Annotated in this window: 13 protein-coding genes and 2 pseudogenes; 6 read left to right on the forward strand and 9 right to left on the reverse strand. The window is 65.5% G+C overall.

Translation table 11 applies throughout. The annotated features are described in order from the left end of the window. Nucleotides 1-11: 11 nt before the first annotated feature. Together ATK23_RS15560 and ATK23_RS15565 are read left to right on the forward strand one after the other, a co-directional pair. On the forward strand, nucleotides 12-1,145 hold the full coding sequence (locus tag ATK23_RS15560) for a hypothetical protein (protein ID WP_157066425.1): 1,134 nt from the start codon (nucleotides 12-14) through the stop codon (nucleotides 1,143-1,145). Nucleotides 1,146-1,194: 49 nt separating this feature from the next. After that, nucleotides 1,195-1,626, forward strand: coding sequence for an acyl-CoA thioesterase (locus ATK23_RS15565; RefSeq protein ID WP_066143915.1), 432 nt, complete (start codon nucleotides 1,195-1,197; stop codon nucleotides 1,624-1,626). Here the strand turns inward: ATK23_RS15565 and ATK23_RS15570 are convergent. After that, complete coding sequence (locus ATK23_RS15570) at nucleotides 1,623-2,474, reverse strand: helix-turn-helix transcriptional regulator (RefSeq protein WP_066143918.1); 852 nt, start codon at nucleotides 2,472-2,474, stop codon at nucleotides 1,623-1,625. The two genes, ATK23_RS15565 and ATK23_RS15570, sit on opposite strands and share 4 nt — an antisense overlap. A 160-nt stretch (nucleotides 2,475-2,634) precedes the next feature. On the opposite strand from ATK23_RS15570, the pseudogene ATK23_RS15575 reads away from it, so the two are divergent. Then, nucleotides 2,635-3,959, forward strand: a pseudogene (locus tag ATK23_RS15575) (benzoate/H(+) symporter BenE family transporter). A 101-nt stretch (nucleotides 3,960-4,060) separates the two neighbouring features. Continuing rightward, on the forward strand, nucleotides 4,061-4,852 hold the full coding sequence (locus ATK23_RS15580; protein WP_066143919.1) for an aspartate dehydrogenase domain-containing protein: 792 nt from the start codon (nucleotides 4,061-4,063) through the stop codon (nucleotides 4,850-4,852). 3 nt (nucleotides 4,853-4,855) lie between these two features. Here ATK23_RS15580 and pcaC read toward each other — a convergent pair whose 3' ends face one another. The 7 genes from pcaC to ATK23_RS15615 form a co-directional block, all read right to left on the reverse strand. Then, complete coding sequence (gene pcaC / locus ATK23_RS15585) at nucleotides 4,856-5,263, reverse strand: 4-carboxymuconolactone decarboxylase (RefSeq protein WP_038992456.1); 408 nt, start codon at nucleotides 5,261-5,263, stop codon at nucleotides 4,856-4,858. A 19-nt stretch (nucleotides 5,264-5,282) separates the two neighbouring features. Beyond that, a complete protein-coding gene (locus tag ATK23_RS15590; protein WP_066143920.1) occupies nucleotides 5,283-6,080 on the reverse strand; it encodes an alpha/beta fold hydrolase in 798 nt (265 codons plus the stop codon). Next, complete coding sequence (locus ATK23_RS15595; protein WP_066143923.1) at nucleotides 6,062-7,468, reverse strand: lyase family protein; 1,407 nt, start codon at nucleotides 7,466-7,468, stop codon at nucleotides 6,062-6,064. The genes ATK23_RS15590 and ATK23_RS15595 overlap by 19 nt, the downstream gene beginning before the upstream one ends. Nucleotides 7,469-7,613: 145 nt before the next feature. Continuing rightward, nucleotides 7,614-8,192 (reverse strand): protocatechuate 3,4-dioxygenase subunit alpha, encoded by a 579-nt coding sequence (gene pcaG / locus ATK23_RS15600; protein WP_066143924.1) that lies wholly within the window; start codon nucleotides 8,190-8,192, stop codon nucleotides 7,614-7,616. After that, the gene (pcaH, locus tag ATK23_RS15605) at nucleotides 8,193-9,041 is read right to left on the reverse strand and encodes a protocatechuate 3,4-dioxygenase subunit beta (RefSeq protein ID WP_038992451.1); all 849 of its coding nucleotides are present in this window, start codon (nucleotides 9,039-9,041) and stop codon (nucleotides 8,193-8,195) included. Between the two features lie 40 nt (nucleotides 9,042-9,081). Continuing rightward, entirely contained in the window at nucleotides 9,082-10,278 is a 1,197-nt protein-coding gene (locus ATK23_RS15610; RefSeq protein WP_066143927.1) for a 4-hydroxybenzoate 3-monooxygenase, read from the reverse strand. A 218-nt stretch (nucleotides 10,279-10,496) separates the two neighbouring features. Beyond that, nucleotides 10,497-11,243, reverse strand: coding sequence for an IclR family transcriptional regulator (locus tag ATK23_RS15615; protein WP_066143929.1), 747 nt, complete (start codon nucleotides 11,241-11,243; stop codon nucleotides 10,497-10,499). A 227-nt stretch (nucleotides 11,244-11,470) separates the two neighbouring features. On the opposite strand from ATK23_RS15615, the pseudogene betT reads away from it, so the two are divergent. After that, nucleotides 11,471-13,708 (forward strand): annotated as a pseudogene (betT, locus tag ATK23_RS15620) (choline BCCT transporter BetT); the annotation flags it as partial. 171 nt (nucleotides 13,709-13,879) lie between these two features. Continuing rightward, on the forward strand, nucleotides 13,880-14,548 hold the full coding sequence (locus tag ATK23_RS16820) for a DUF6318 family protein (protein WP_407645326.1): 669 nt from the start codon (nucleotides 13,880-13,882) through the stop codon (nucleotides 14,546-14,548). A gap of 100 nt (nucleotides 14,549-14,648) precedes the next feature. Here ATK23_RS16820 and ATK23_RS15625 read toward each other — a convergent pair whose 3' ends face one another. Beyond that, the gene (locus ATK23_RS15625) at nucleotides 14,649-15,842 is read right to left on the reverse strand and encodes an MFS transporter (protein ID WP_038992446.1); all 1,194 of its coding nucleotides are present in this window, start codon (nucleotides 15,840-15,842) and stop codon (nucleotides 14,649-14,651) included. Nucleotides 15,843-15,970 lie beyond the last annotated feature (128 nt).

Genomic DNA, 15,970 nt, shown 5'->3' on the forward strand with positions numbered 1-15,970 from the left:
GAAATGAAGTGGTGGCGATGGAACTGGTGCAGGCGCTGATGGCAGGCGCGCGGGGACGCAGGCTGCTGTGGGAATTCGCAATTGCCAGCGAAGAGCAGCTGCAACCGGAATTCGCGGAGCATCCACTGCGGGCGGCGATGTTCTATGCCGCGCATCGGGTCGCGGTCGAACGTGGCGAGAGCGTTGGACTGTTTGGCATGGACGAGCCAGGCGTGCCCGATATCAGTGTCGAGGAGATTGCACGGCTCCTTGATGTCGCCAGCCTGGTGACGCCCACTGCGGCGCTCCTGCAACACGCGCTAGTTCGTTCGGTGGACTACGCGCGCTATTGGCAGGAACCGGATGGGGAAGACACCCTGCTGGCGTTGCCGGCTTTCGCCGCGCCTCTTGAGCGCGTCGCCCGGCATCTGGCGGACAGCGGGCTCGCGGACTGGTGGATGGATCCCGTGGATCTGCGCAACCAGTTCAAGGTGGAGTTCGACCAGCATGATCCCGTGGGTAAGTCGCAAGCTCCCGATGACGATGCCCTTGGCATTTTGCAGGACTGGAGGGGCGCGGTTCTGGCGACGGAAGCCCGCGATGCCGCGGAACTGCATAACAGCCAGCTGGGCAGCTTCAGTGGCGAATGGTGGTCCAAGCCCAGCAGCCGACTGCCCGCCAGCACCGGTATCTTCCCTGGCGGCGAGCCTGTGGGCTTGACCTGCGTGGAAGACGGTTTCGGGTGGGAACAGGCCAGCGTCAGGCATGCTAGTGTGCCTCCCGCAGCGAACATGCTGGAGATCGCCACGGCGGAGGACTGGATCCGTCTCTGCCGCGAACACGGCCTCGAGGTGTCCGCGCAGAAACGCCACGACTGGTATTTGGCTACTGGGCGCGACGGCGCATGGATGATCCCTGATTGGCTGGCAGTGGCGCGCGACTATGACGGGGTGCATCTGGGCATTGGTGCTTATCTGGCGCTCGCCGGCCAGTGCCTCGACATCGATGAGAAGTACGCCAGCGTGATTGCCGGGTGGGATCCGGACCAGACGCTCTGGTTCACCGATGAGCTGCGGTGCTACGGGCCAGCGCAGGAATGGATTTGCCTGGACGCCAGCAACGAGGAAGCACGGTGGGTGCCTGCTGGCAATGTTCCAAGTTCATGAGTTGTCACGGGCGCAGCGGCCAGCCCCGGTTTCTGGTGCAATGGGTTTCATGAATGACGCGAAAAACGATGAACTGGCCGCCGCAACCGAGGTCGTTTTGCAATTGCGCTGGTCGGATCAGGATGCCCTGGGCCACGTGAACAATGCGCGCATCGTGACATTGATGGAAGAAGCGCGCATCCGCTGGACGCGCGAAGACGGAACTACTGGCCGATTCGAATTCGGCACAGTAGTGGCATCCATCCAGATCGACTACCTGCGCCCGCTGCACTACCAGCCCGAGATGCTCATCCGCATGGGCATCAGCCGGCTGGGCAACAAATCCTTCACCGTGCGCGGCATCGGCTACCAGGATGGGCAGCCGGTATTCGACTCGACCACGGTCATGGTGCCACTGGCCGCCGATGGCGTTTCGTCCCGGCCGCTGAACGAGCTGGAGCGCAGCTGGCTCAGCGAATCGCTGATCCCGGCACGCGGCTAGCCTCTCGGCGCCGCACCCGGGCTGTTGAGCCGCGCTGCTAGATCGCGCAACTTCCCTTCGGACTCAGAGCCCGGCTCGGTGGTGTAGATGAATAGGGTCTGGTCGGTTGCCCCGGTTACGTCCAGCGCCTCGTAGTTGACCTCCAGATAACCCACGTCGGGATGGTTGAACCGCTTGATTCCGTCCCGCCGCTCGACCACCCGGTGGTCGGCCCACCAGGTACGGAATTCTCCGCTGTTCATCGATAGCTCTCCGACCAGCTGCGCGAGCAACGGATCATGCGGATGGCGCCCGGCATCCAGGCGCAAGGTGCCGACCATTGACGCGGCGACCTGCTCCCAGTCGGCATAGCGCTGCCTGGCTTCGGGATCCAGGAAGGCCCAGCGGATCAGGCTGCGGTGGCGCACCGGCTTGGCCAGGAAATCGGTGAGCAGGCTGGCTGCCAGCGGATTCATGCCCAGCACCTCGGTGCGCCGGCCGCGGATGAAGGCCGGATGGGCGGTGAAGGAATTCAGCAGCTTATGCAGGGATGGGCGCACCCGCTGGACGCTGCTCGACGGGCTGTTGCGCCCGGAGCCGGAGACCGAGCGCGCCAGATCGAACAAATGCCCGGTCGCCGCCTCATCCAGTTCCAGGGCCTTGGCCAAGGCGCCGAGCACGGATTCGGAGGGGCGCTTGTGACGGCCTTGCTCCAGCCGGGTGTAGTAGTCGGTGCTCACGCCGGCCAGGACTGCGACCTCTTCGCGGCGCAGGCCGGGGACACGGCGCCGGGGACCGCCATCGCCTGCTGGGCTGACCAGGGCCCGCCGGGCCTTGAGGAACTCGCCGAGCTCGGTATTGGAATTCATCGGTGCAGTCCTTTCATCCGCGGGCCGCATTGCCCCGGTCTCATCCTAGCCCTGCCTGCGGTGCTGGTCCGAGGCCAGAACTATCCTAGGACTGGCATACCCCGGATCAACGTGCCACTTCCCACGGCCCCCGGAGCGGTGCATTGGTGATGGACTATTAATGCCACTGCCACCGTCATCCAGGAGAGCGCATGCCCAAGCCAGCCAATTTCTTGCCCACCGACGAATCGGCTCCAGCACCGCGCGGTCACCGCGCGAACCGCTGCTGGAGCGGCCCGCGAGCAGGCCTGCCGGGATCCGCGCCCTGCTGCGCGATCTGGGCGGGGCCTATGCCAGCAATGGGGTGATCTGCCTGGTCTTCTCAGCCTCTGGCCCCATCGCGGTCACCCTTGCCGTGGGTGCCGCCGGCGGACTATCCCAGGCTGAGATGGCTTCCTGGGGCTGCGGGATCTTCCACTCCGCCGGGTTGGCGACCATCGTGATGTCGCTGCTGTACCGCCAGCCGCTCGGATTCGCCTGGTCCATGCCCGGCACGGTGCTGCTGGGTCCTTCGCTGCAGCACCTTTCCTTCGCCGAAGTGGTCGGGGCGTTCTTCGTCTCGGGGGTGCTGGCCCTGGCACTGGGAGCCACCGGGCCGTGCGCCGGATCATGGCGGCCATCCCGATGCCGATTGTGATGGCCATGGTGGCGGCGGTCTTCCTGCGCTTTGGCACCGACATCGTCTCATCCACCCAAGCCAACCCGGTGGTGGCCGCTCCCGTGGTGCTAGTCTTCGTGCTGCTCAGTGCGGTTCCGGCGCTGGGCCGAAAACTGCCCCCGGTGCTGGGCACGCTAATCGCCGGTGTCATTGCCGTGGCCGCCGGCGGGCAGTTCGCATTGGATGCCGCGGGCGGTCCGGTACTTGCCACCCCGGTGTTCACCGCTCCGGAATTCACCTGGGCCGCGCAACTTGAACTGGTGGTACCGTTGGCCATCACCGTGCTGATCGTGCAGAACGGCCAGGGCGTTGCGGTGCTGCGTGCCGCCGGGCACCAGCCGCCGGTCAATGCCTTCGCCCTGGCCTCGGGCGGTTTCTCAATCCTCAACGCCTGCTTCGGCGCGGTATCCGCCTGCGTCACCGGGCCCACCAACGCGCTGCTCACCTCATCGGGCGAAAAGCACCGCCACTACACAGCGGCGGTGGTCTATGGATTCCTGTCCCTGGTCTTCGCCCTGCTGGCTCCGACGCTGACCCGCTTCATGCTGGCCACCCCTGAGGCATTCGTGCTGGCCTTGGGAGGCATCGCCATGCTCAAGGCCCTGCCGCAGTCGTTCGTGACGGCCTTCGCCACGAAGTTCTCCCTTGGCGCGCTGGTGACATTTGTCGTGACAATTTCCGGCCTTGACCTGTTCAACATCCACGCGGCCTTCTGGGGCATCTTCTTCGGCTATGCCGCCTCCCGGCTCATCGAGCGCGGCGACCATGCCTCCGCGGCCGGGCAATAGCGCGGAGCTCCTGTTGTTCCGGGACCACGCCGGTTCGTGATGGTCGCGCCGGCTGGCTAAGCTGGCGATAGCTGGCATCAAAGAATTCGGACAGGACGGTCATGGCCGCGGGCGGCATGTATCGGGTGGGAGTAATGGGCTATGGCGCCATCGGCTCCGTGGTGGCGGATCAATTGGCTGCCGGGAGCGTGGCGGGCGCCCAGCTTGAAGGGGTGATCCTGCGCCGGCATCAGCCGGGTCTGGAACATGAACAGTTGAATCTCCAGCAGGCGCTGGAGGGCTGCGACCTGGTGGTCGAATGCGCGGGCCAGCAAGCTGTGCGGGAGCATGCGGTGCGCATCCTGGAGGCAGGGGTCGACCTGCTGGCCAGTTCCATGGGAGCGCTGGCCGACCCGGATCTTGCCGCATCAGTGCAAGCTGCCGGGCCAGGACGGCTGATCAGCACCGCCGGGGCCATTGGCGGATTGGACCTGTTTGGTGCGGCGGCACGAATGGGCGGCATCGAGCAGGTGCTGGTTACGACGCGCAAGCTGCAGGCCACCTTGGTGAAGCCGTGGATGGATGCGCGGCGGCGCCGCGAACTGGAGCAGGCCAGCGGCCCGGTAGAGGTATTCAACGGTCCGGCTGCGGTGGCGGCCCGCGACTTCCAGAAGTCGCTGAATGTCGCCGCGGCAGTAGCCTTAACAGTGGGGGATTGGGACGCGGTGCAGGTCAGGCTGCTCGCCGATCCGGCGGCAGAGCTGACCGAGCACCTCATCGAAGCGCACGGGCCAGCCGGCGAGTACAGCTTCTCGGTCAAGAATTACCCATCGCCGCGCAACCCGCGCACCAGCGGCATCGTCCCGTGGGCCTTGCTGCACTCGATCCAGCAGGCCGCGGATGCGCGGCGCTAGCGGCTAGTTGCCTTCGGCCGCCGCGTACTCGTCCAGCACCTTCTTGCCGATCTTGAACGCCACATTCGCTGCCGGAACGGAGCAGTAGATGGCGCACTGCAAGAAGACTTCCTTGATCTCTTCCGGGGTCATGCCGTTGCGCAGGGCGGCGTGCACATGCATTTCCAGCTCTTCCCAGTATCCGCCGGCAATCATTGCAGTCAGCGTGATGGCGCTGCGGGTGGTGCGTGGCAGGCCTTCGCGGGTCCAGATGGTGCCCCAGGCGTAGCGGGTGATCATCTCCTGGAATTCGTCGGTGAACTCGTTCGAGTTCTTGGTGGAACGATCCACGTGCTCATTGCCCAGGACCTGGCGGCGCACCGCCATGCCGGCATCATAGGTGTCGCCAGGAAGGCGCGATGATTCAGTCATTGTCTGCAAATCCTCGCTGCTAGTTGGCCAGGAAGAAGTCGACCAGCAAGGCCGCAGTTTCTTCCGGCGCCTCGGCCGGGGCCAGATGGGCTGCCGAATCAATGACCGCCATGGTTCCGTGCGGTGCATTTTCGGCAATGAATTCAGCGTCTGCAGGAGGGCAGACCTGGTCCTGCGCGCCGTTGATGGCAATAATCGGGTCGCTGGTGGAAGCCAGCTGCTCGCGCACGTCGAATCCTGCCAAGGCGCCGCAGACGTGGGCGTAGGCGAATCGGTCGGCGTCCTGCAGGCTGTGCAGCAGCTCGGTGCTGATCACCGGCTGCTTCTCGATGAACCCCGGTGCGAACCAGCGTTCGGCGGAACCGGCGACCATGGTCGGGGTACCGGCCTTGGCGACCAGCTCGGCACGGTCGGTCCACGCTTCCGGGGTGCCGATTTTCGCGGCCGAGCAGATGGAGGATAGCCCGTTGAAGAAGCCTGGGTGGTCTACCGCCAGCTGCAGGGCGGTGGCCCCGCCCACCGAGACGCCCGCGTAGTACAGCTTGGAGCCCTCGGCGATGACGCCGTCGGCACGCAGCGCCGCGACAACTTCGGTGACCCCGGTGGCCAGTTCGGCCAGCGTGAATTCCTCGGTGGATGGCTTGCTTTCGCCATGCCCCGGGAGATCCCAGGCGATGACCTGGAAGTGCTCCTTGAGGTACGGCAAGGCCGATGCCCACAGCGGCAGGGCGGCGGTGCCCAGCGAAGGGCCGGCAATGAGGGTGGGAAGTTCCTTGCTGGTATGCAGCAAGGACGGGGTTAGTTGCGGGACTGCCATAGTTCCTTCCGTGCCGAGTAATCGGCGAGTACTGTTTCGGTGAAGCGATCAGCGGCACCGAGGTAGCCGGCTGGATCAAATAATTCGTCGAGGTCCTGGTCGCCCAGATCATGGGTGGGGATTTCCAGGCGCAGCAGCTCGCGCAGGGAAACATCCTCGTCCAGGCTGCGGCGCACCAGCGCCTGGATGGCCGGTTTTCCGCCAACCACCAGCGGTGCCAGGACGGCTGCGAGGCGCTCGGAGAGCACCGCATCTCCGCCCAGGGCAAGGTTGCGTTCGATGGCCGCAAGGTCCACGCTCAGGCCGTTGGCCAAGAATGCGGCGTGGAAGGCGGCGCCGGAAGCCAGCCGGGCCAGTTCGCGCAGGGCGCTCCATTCGGCATGCCAGCCGCCATCAGGGCGTTCATCCACTGCGGTGCCGGCGGCGGTGAACAGGGTGGAGAGCAGGCCGGGGGCGCTGAATGCCGCATTGCGCAGCAGCACCGAGCGCACCGGGTTCTGCTTCTGCGGCATGGCCGAGGAACCGCCCTTGCCAGCCTCGCGCGGTTCGGACAGCTCGCCGATTTCCGGGCGGGAGGCGGTGAGCACATCCGCGCCGAAGGTCCCCAGGGCGGCAATGGCCGAACCCAGCGCGGAGCCGAGTTGGAGGATAGGCATGCGGTTGGTGTGCCAAGGCGTTCCCGGATCGGCCAGGCCCAGCAGGCCTGCCAGCTGCGAGGCCAGCGACTTGCTCGTGGCTGTTGTTTCCGTATGGCTGGAGAGCAGCTGCTCCAAGGATGCGAGCGTTCCCACCGCTCCGCCCCACTGCAGGCGCAGCTGCCCGGTGGCGGCGTCCAGCTGCCGTTCGGCATCCAGCACGGCCGACAGCCAGCTGGCGGCCTTCCAGCCCAGGGTAGTGGGCAGGGCATGCTGGGTCAGCGAGCGGGCAATGCACACGGTGGACCGGTGCTCGCGCGCCAGGGCTGCCAACCCGCCAGCGGTGCTGCGCAGATCGGCCAGCGTGCGCGTGATCGTCTTGGAGAGCACCAGCATCAGCGCGGTGTCGATGATGTCCTGGCTGGTCGCCCCGCGGTGCAAGGCGGTGCTGGCAGTTTTCGCTGCGCCATCATGCGTGAGCAGCTCGCGCATCATGCCCAGCAGCGGGATCAGCGCATTGGCCCCGTCCGGTGTCTTGGACGCCAGCAGCGTCAGGTCGTAGCGGTCCACGCTGGCCACCTCGCGCACCGCCTGCGCATCATCGATGCTGCACAGGCCGGCATCCGCCTGGACCTGCACCCAAGCGGCTTCGGCATCCAGCATCCCCTGGACAAAAGCCGCGTCGCTGGCCAGCGCTGAGGCCGCGGTGCCAGCCCAGGCAGGGGCCAGTACGCCGTAGTCTGCGCCTTCCATTCAGTCCCTCGATTCTTAGCTGTTAAGCGTGCACGCCGTTCTTCTAGAACTCTAGTGCCTGGCAACGGGCGAAACCCCGCCGGGTGCTTCGACGCCCGTAACAGTACGGGCGCAGGGGCGGCCTGGCGGGGTGGCGCGATATGTCCTAGCTTTCACGCGGATAGGAGAGGAACACCGTTTCGTTCTCGCCCTGCAACCGGATATCGAAGCGCAGCGAGCCGTCCTCCTCGCGGGTGGCGATCAGCGTGGAGCGTTCTGCTTCGCTCAGCGATGCCAGCAGCGGGTCATTGGCCAGCGCTTGCGTGTCCTCCGGCAGGTAGATGCGGGTGAACAGTCGGTTGAGCAGGCCGCGGGCGAAGACCGTGAGCATGATGAACGGCGCCTTGCCTTCTTCGGTGGGGCCAGGGTTCACCGTGGTGAAGGTGTAGTGCCCGACGTTGTCCACGGCCACGCGGCCCCACCCGGTGAAGGTGTAGCCGTCGCGGACCAGCGAGCCGTCGCGCGAGACGACCTTGCCGTGCTCGTCGGCCTGCCAGATTTCCAGCAGCGCGTCCGGGATGACCTCGCCGTTGCCATCGGTGATGACCCCGTGCAGGCGCACCGAGTTCGGGTTGGCCTGGCTGGCCAGCTCGTTGTCCTTCTCGAAGGGCAGAGCGTATCCGTAGAACGGGCCGATGGTCTGTCCCGGGGTCGGGACGAGTTTCAGTTCAGGTGCCTGTGCCATTTAGTGCTCTCCCTCTTCGTCTTCCATCCAGGTGCGGTTGCTGCCGGTGAGCACGATGTCCCAGTTGTAGCCGGTGGCCCATTCGTGGCTGGTCAGCGAATGGTCGTAGGTGGCGACCAGGCGGTCGCGGGCCTTCGCATCGGTGATCGACTGGTAGATCGGATCCAGCGCGAACAGCGGATCGCCGGGGAAGTACATCTGGGTGATCATGCGCTGGGTGAAATCGGTGCCGAACAGCGAGAAGTGGATGTGCGCCGGGCGCCAGGCGTTGTGGTGGTTCTTCCACGGGTACGGCGCCGGCTTGATGGTGGTGAACGAGTATTCGCCGTTCGGGCCGGTGATCGCCCGGCCTACGCCGGTGAAGTTCGGGTCGATCGGGGCCGGGTGCTGGTCGCGCTTGTGGATGTAGCGGCCGGCGGCGTTGGCCTGCCAGATTTCCACCAGCTGCCCGGCCACCGGGCGGCCGTCGCCATCCAGCACGCGGCCTGCCACCACAATGCGCTCGCCGATCGGCTCGCCGTTGTGCTGGATGGTCAGATCCGATTCCAGTGCGTGCACGTCGCGCTGGCCGAAGGCCGGGGAGTGCAGCTCGATGGTTTCCGGATCCGCGTGATGCAGGTTCTTGGTCGGGTGGCGCAGCAGCGAGGAGCGGTAGGGTGCGAAATCGATGCGCGGCTGGGTTTCGGCCTTCTTGCCGGCCAGGACTTCCTGGCGGTAGGCCTCGTGGATGTCTGCGATTTCGCCGCTGATCTCATCCTGGCTGGCGGTGGTTGCTGCCGGGTCCAGCAGATGCGAGTTGGCGAAGGATTCGGCTTCGGTGCCGTCCTGGTGCGTGGTGCCGGTGCTCAATGCGGGCTCCTTTCAAGGATGCGGTGGTAAGTCAGGGAGTTCAGGCGTGGGGCCAGCCGGTGTAGGACTCGGCCAGATACTGCTGGCCGAACCGCGAGGAGGTGACGGTTTCCAGCTCGCCCAGGGCGCGCTTGGCCATGAACGGGTCGCCGCCTACCGGGGTGTGGAGCATGGAGGTCATCCAGTAGGAGAAGTTCTGCGCCTTCCACACCCGCTTCAGTGCCAGGTCGGAGTAGCCTTCCAGCAGGTGGTCGCTGCCGGTGGAGAAGTAGGAATCCAGCGCTTCGAAGAGCACCTTCACATCGGCGAAGGCGAGGTTCAGACCCTTGGCGCCGGTGGGCGGGACGGTGTGCCCGGCGTCGCCGATTAGGAACAGGCGCCCGTGGGAGAGCGGTTCGCGCACGAAGGAGCGGAAGCCCAGCACGGTCTTGTCGAAGATCGGCCCGGTCTTCAGCTGGAAGTTATCCGGCCCGTCCACGCGCTTTTGCAGTTCGGCCCAGATGCGGTCATCGCTCCAGGCGTTCACGTCTTCGTTCGGGTCGCACTGGAAGTACATGCGCTGCACGGTTTCGCTGCGCTGGGAGATCAGCGCGAAGCCATGCGGGGAGTTGGCGTAGATCAGCTCGGGTGCGGACTTCGGCGCTTCGGTGAGGATGCCGAACCAGGCGAAGGGGTAGGTGACCTTGAAGTCCTGCTTGACGGTCTCGGGCATCTGGCGGCGGGCGAAGGAGCGCGAGCCGTCGGCACCGACGATCACATCAGCGTGCACTTCGAACTCGGTGCCCTCGGCGTCGGTGAAGCGGAACTTCGGGGTGGTGGTCTCCATGTCGAGGATCTCGGTGACCTCGCAGGAGTAGCGCACGTCGCCCTGGTCGCGGTGGCGGGCCGCGGACAGATCCACGAACACCTCGTTCTGCGCGTAGAGGGTGACGGTGGCGTCCACCAGGTCGCGGAAGTCCAGCGGGTGGGATTCGCCATTGAAGCGCAGGTCGATGCCGGCGTGCTCGTCGCCGTGGGTGAGCACGCGGCCGTCGACGCCCGACTCGGTGAGCATCTGCACCGCCTGGGCTTCGAGGATTCCGGCGCGGTGGGTGTTGCGGATGGTTTCGTGGTCGCGCATTTCCACGACGATGTTATCGATGCCGGTCTTGGCCAGCAGATGCGAAAGCATGAGCCCGGCCGGACCGCCGCCGATGATGCCGACCTTGGTCTTGAGGATGCGTGGATTCTGGACCATGGGACCTTGCCTTGCTGTCGTTTGGGCCATGACCCGCGCGGCCGGCTGCGTTGCCGGGCGGGGTCATATGGCCGAGGGAAGTATTGGGGAACTTCCACAAGCATGCGATGCGGGTGACCTGGGCGACAGCCACGTTCTCAATGAATGAGAATAATTGGATGCGTATCCATGCAGCGGCGGTATCGCACGGCGGGCAGCTGTCCGTCCTGGCCTCGCCGCTAGCTGTCCCTGATATGCAGTGCGCGGGCAATGCCACGGGCCGCGGTGCGCAAAGCCAGAGCCGCTGGTTGCCAGGCTCCCGAGTCCCGGGGGACCACCACCGAAATGACAGCAACCTGGTATCCGGCTTCGTCGAGGATCGGGGCAGCCACACCAGTGGTTTCCGAGTCGATGAATCCGTCCAATGAGGCGAACCCGATGCGCCGGATTTCTGCTATTTCCGCGTGGAAATCAGGATGTGCCGCGGTCATCAGCTCGCGGTGGCGTTCAAGGAAACCGCGAATGATCTCGGGCCGGGAAAAAGCCAGGAGGGCCATGCCCATCGAAGTGCGGTGCACCGGCATGCGCCCTGCGACGTTCGCCTGGTTCACCACGGAGCCGGGCCGGGAGAGCCGTTCGATGATCAGCACTTCGTCCTGGTGGAGAACGGATAACTGGGTGTTCTGCCCCAGCAGCTGGTTGATGTCCTCCATGAAGGGCAGCGCTGCGGTACGGAGATCGTAGGTGGCAGCACTTCGATTGGCCAGTTCCCACAGGCGCAACCCGAGGCGCACCTGGCCGGTATTGTCACGGGCCAGCAAGTCGTGGGAGACCAATTCATCCAGCAAGCGGTACATGGTGGCTTTGGGAATATCGGCCCGGCGGGACAGTGCGCTGACGGTCAGCTGCGGGTTGTGCGCGTCGAAGGCGTCAAGGATCCGCACCAGGCGGTCCAGCATCGAATCCCCGCTGGGCGAATTGGCCATGGCACTACTCTAGACCAGCAGGCCAGCGGCCTGGCGGCAGGCGAAAGAGAGCGATTCAACTCCCGGGATGCTAGACCCGCGAACCGCAACGTGCCTAGGCCGAGCACAGGCACACCGATGACCACGGCCTTGCGGAGGGGGCCACGCCCCCGCCGGGCGAGTGGCGCAGTACAGGCGGACGAGGGGATCCGGAGCCGTGATTGCACCAGGACTTCAGGGAGGACATGATGGCAGAGCACAGCGGCCCGTCGCCGGATCCAGACGAGAAGCCGAATCCTACCGTTGAACGCAGCAAGTTCGGCGTCAGCAAGAAGCCGAGGAATCCCGAAGCCGAGGAATTCAGGGCGCCGATCACCAGTACTGAACTGAGCAAGGGCCCCGGGGAACTGATCGAGCATCCCGGTCCCAAGGTCAACTGAAGGGTGTTCGTGATTGCCGCCGCGGTCATTCTGGGATTCTCCCTGTGGGCGATGCTCGCCCCGGATGCCGCGGCCTCGGCGATGCGCTCGGCGGTATCGTGGATCTCCACGAACCTGGGCTGGTTCTACGTGCTGACGGTGACCGCGGTGGTGCTGTTCGTGCTCTGGGTGGCCTTCTCCAAGGAAGGCAGCGTGCGGCTGGGCCCGGACCATTCGCGGCCGCAATACAACTTGGTCACCTGGGTGGCGATGCTCTTCGCCGCCGGCGTGGGCATCGACCTGCTCTTCTATTCGGTGACCGGGCCGATTACCCAGTACATCGCACCTCCGGCGGCTGATCCCGAATCCGCCGCGGCCGCCCAGGACGCGGTGGTCTGGACGATGTTCCACTACGGCATCGCCGGCTGGTCCATGTACTCGCTGCTGGGCATGGCCATGGGCTACTTCGCCTACCGCTGGGGCATGCCGCTGTCCATCCGCGCGGCGCTCTACCCGCTGCTGGGCAAGCGCGTGCGCGGCGGCACCGGAGACGTGATCGACATCTTCGCCCTGGTGGGCACCGTCTTCGGCGTCGCGACCTCCATGGGCATCGGCGTCGTGCTGCTGAATGTGGGCTTCTCGATGATCTTCGGGCTGCCCGAAGGGCTGGCCCTGCAGAACGCGCTGATCGGGGTGGCCGTGGTGCTGACCATCGCTGCCTGCACCTCCGGGGTGGACAAGGGCATCCGCATCATCTCCGAGCTGAACCTGTGGTCCGCGGCGGCCATGATGCTCTACATCCTGGTCACCGGCAAGACTTCCTTCCTGCTCAGCGCGCTGGTGGAGAACATCGGCCGGTTCATCTTCACCCTGCCCGAACGTACCTTGCAGACCTTCGCCTACGAGGCCGACGGACCCGACTGGATGGCCAGCTGGACGCTGTTCTTCTGGGCCTTCTGGCTGGCCTGGGGGCCGTTCGTCGGCATGTTCCTGGCACGCATCTCGCGCGGGCGCACCCTGCGCGAATCCGTCATCGCTGCGATCACCGCCCCGGTGCTCTGCGACTTCTTCATCGTTTCGATCTTCGGCAACAGCGCGCTGAAGGTGGTCATGGACGGCAATACCGGCTTCGCCGAGCGGGCCATGGCCGAGCCGGAGCACGGATGGTATGCGCTGCTGGAAATGTTCCCTGGCGCCCCGTTCCTCATCGTCCTGGCCACCCTCTCCGGCCTGCTGTTCTACTTGACCAGCGCGAACTCCGGCGCGATGGTGATGTCCAACTTCTCCTCGACCATCCCGGACCCGTCGCAGGACGGGCCGAAGTGGCTGCGCATCTTCTGGGCTTTGGCCACCGCGATGCTGACCATTGCCATGCTGGTGGCCGGCGGGGTGACCACCATGGAGCACGCCACGCTGATCTTCGCGCTGCCGGTGACGATCATCGCCTACCTGGTGATGGCCTCCTTCTCCAAGGTGCTGCGCATGGAGCGCGCCGAACGCGAGGGCCGGATGAACCGGCGCAAGGCCACCGCCGCGCATGGCGGCGCGGCCCCGGACAAGACCTGGCGCCAGCGGCTGGCCCAGCTGCGCTCCTACCCGTCGAACAAGCAGGTGGCCCGCTACGTGGAGAAGGTCATCGACCCGGCGCTGGTGGAAGTGGCGAAGGAATTCGAGGAACTCGGCTACCAGGCCGAGCTGTCCACCACGCCCAACGAGCAGACGAAGATCCCCGAGCATGCTCTGGTCATCCACATCCCGGACCACCGGGATTTCCATTACCAGGTGGCCGCGGTGGAAGCTCCTGTGCCGATGTTCGGCGCGCGTTCGATGTCCCGCGAAATCGACGTGTACTTCCGGCTCGAGGTCTTCACCCAGACCGGCTCCGAAGGCTACGACCTGATGGGCCTGGAACGCGACCAGGTCATCAACGATGTGCTGGACCGCTACGAAACGCACCTGTCCTTCCTGCGGTACTCGGACGAGCACGACTATGCCTCGGTGCTCACCCCGCCGCGTCCCGCCACGGGCATGGCGCCGCGCGTCCCGGAGCCGGGAACGGAGCCCGATCCGGGTGCCGGTAATCCGCCCGATGAGCAGCCTCCAACGCCTCCCACTCCAGGCCGCGGCCAGTGGGCCGAAGAAGCGGAGAATGAATTAGCCTCTCGGCATCCTTTTTTCCAACGGATTGATGTATTGTCGGTTGCAGGTGGGGGCGTACCTATTGAGGAGCGGGTGGGCATGGTTCGAATTCATAAAGTGGAACTGGTTGCGCTGTCGGCTGCCGTGGCGCTGGCCGCCAGCGGTTGCGTCGGAGTGTCCGAGGAGGGTGCCGGCAATCAGCCGGACGCCACGGCGGCATCCGGCTCGGATTCTGCGCAGCAGGCTGCCGAGGCGCCGCAACCGCCTGCGGGCTTGGAGGAGGAAACCGAGGAGGGCCTTGAAGCCGTTGTCGACTACTGGCTAGCCCTGCTGAACCATGCGGTGGCCACCGGGGACACTGCGTCGCTCAAGGAATTCTCCGCTCCGGACTGCTCGCTGTGCCAGGAGCAGATCGCCGCAATCGACCGGGTGTACGCCGAGGGCGGGAGCATTGCCGACGGGCAGTTCAGCATCGTCGAGATCTCCAGCAGCCTGGACCAGTTCCAGGAAGAAGATGGCGATGACAAGGTGGCCTTTGCCAACTTCGGGATGGAACGCGCCGCCGGCGAGGTGCTCGATTCCGAGGGTAAGGCGAGCGGCCAGATTGAGCCGGTGTCCTGCCAGGGCATCGACGGCACCTGGGACGAGGTCGCCTACGACAAAGATGGGAACTTCATCGGATCGATCTGCCGGCTGGCTGTGCAGGAGCCGGAGTTCGACGAAACCACCGGGTGGCAGCCGCTGGATGTCGCTTTCAACGTCCAATAGCAGTGCACAGGTGAAAGGCGCCTCGATCGCAGCATGAAGAACGCCGGGCCCCTTGGGAAGGGGCCCGGCGTTGCTTGCAGGGAACAGCTGCTGCGCGCGGCTACGCGCTCTTCGGCTTCGGGATCTGCGCGATGACCAGGACTGCGATCAGAGCCGCGCCGCCATAGAGGAAGAACGCGCCCGGGTAGGCGGTACCCGCGGCAACCATCAGGCCGGTGACGTAGGGGCCGATGATGGCGCCGAAGCGGCCGATGCCCGAGGCCAGGCCGATGCCGGTAGCCACCATGTCGCGCGGGTACACGTGCCCGGCATAGACATACATCAGGCACTGGGCGCTGAACACGAAGATGCCGGTGACGAACAGGATCGCGGTGAGCAGCACCTGGCTGCCGAATGGCACGGCCAGCAGCAGCAGGAACACCGCGGACGCGGCGAACCAGAGCAGCGAGATGAGCTTGATGCCCTTGGCATCCGCCGCGTAGGCGCTGATGATCAGGCCGGCAATCGCGCCGAGGTTCAGCACGAAGAGCATGGTCAGCGAATCGGCCACCGGGTAGCCAGCAGCGCCCATGATCTTCGGCAGCCAGGCATTCAGGCCGTAGACCAGCACCAGGCCCATGAAGGCGGCAATCCACAAGCCGATGGAGCTGCGCAGGTACTTGGGCTTGAGCACATCCATTGCCGAGGTCCGCTCATCCGCGGCAGCCACTTCGCTATCCGGCAGCTTGAACCACAGCAGCGCCAGCAGCGCCAGGCCCAGGCCGCCGCCCAGGTAGTAGAGCAGCGACCAGTGCACGCCGGCGGCCTTGCCAGCCAGCGAGGCCAGCACCGCGCCGAGGTGGTAGCCGACCATCGGCAAGTTGTTGGCCAGCGCGCGGCGTCCCACCGGCGCGTTCTCCTGCATCAGCGCCAGCGCTACCGGCATGCAGCCGCCCAGCCCGAGGCCCGCGATGAAGCGCACCAGGCCCATCAGGAACGCCGAGGGCATGAGCGGGAAGACCAGCGTGAAGATCGAGAAGACGAGCACTGCGAGCAGCAGTGGGCGGCGCCGCCCGAAGCGGTCGGCCAAGCGGCCCATGAATGCGGCGCCCACGCCCACGCCGATCAGCGAGAAGGTGTTGACCCAGTTCATGGCTCCGACGCTGAAGCCGCCGACATCCGGGTCGGTGAGCATTGGGATTGTGGCGCCCAGTGCGACGATGTCGTAGCCCTCGAAGACCACGATGAAAAAGCAGAGGACGGCGATCCAGCCCCCGAGTCGTTGTGGGGAGGTGCTAGTGGTGGGCGCGGACAATCTTGATCCTTTCGAAGATGCGACGCCATGGCAGTGATGCAGCTCATGACCAAGTGAGACTAGCACCTCATTCGCATAGTGACCAAAAGTTCGTACAGCGAACAGGTGGGACTGGCCAAACCCTTGTG

The organism is Glutamicibacter nicotianae (assembly GCF_002797775.1).
Classification (GTDB): Bacteria; Actinomycetota; Actinomycetes; order Actinomycetales; family Micrococcaceae; genus Glutamicibacter; species Glutamicibacter nicotianae.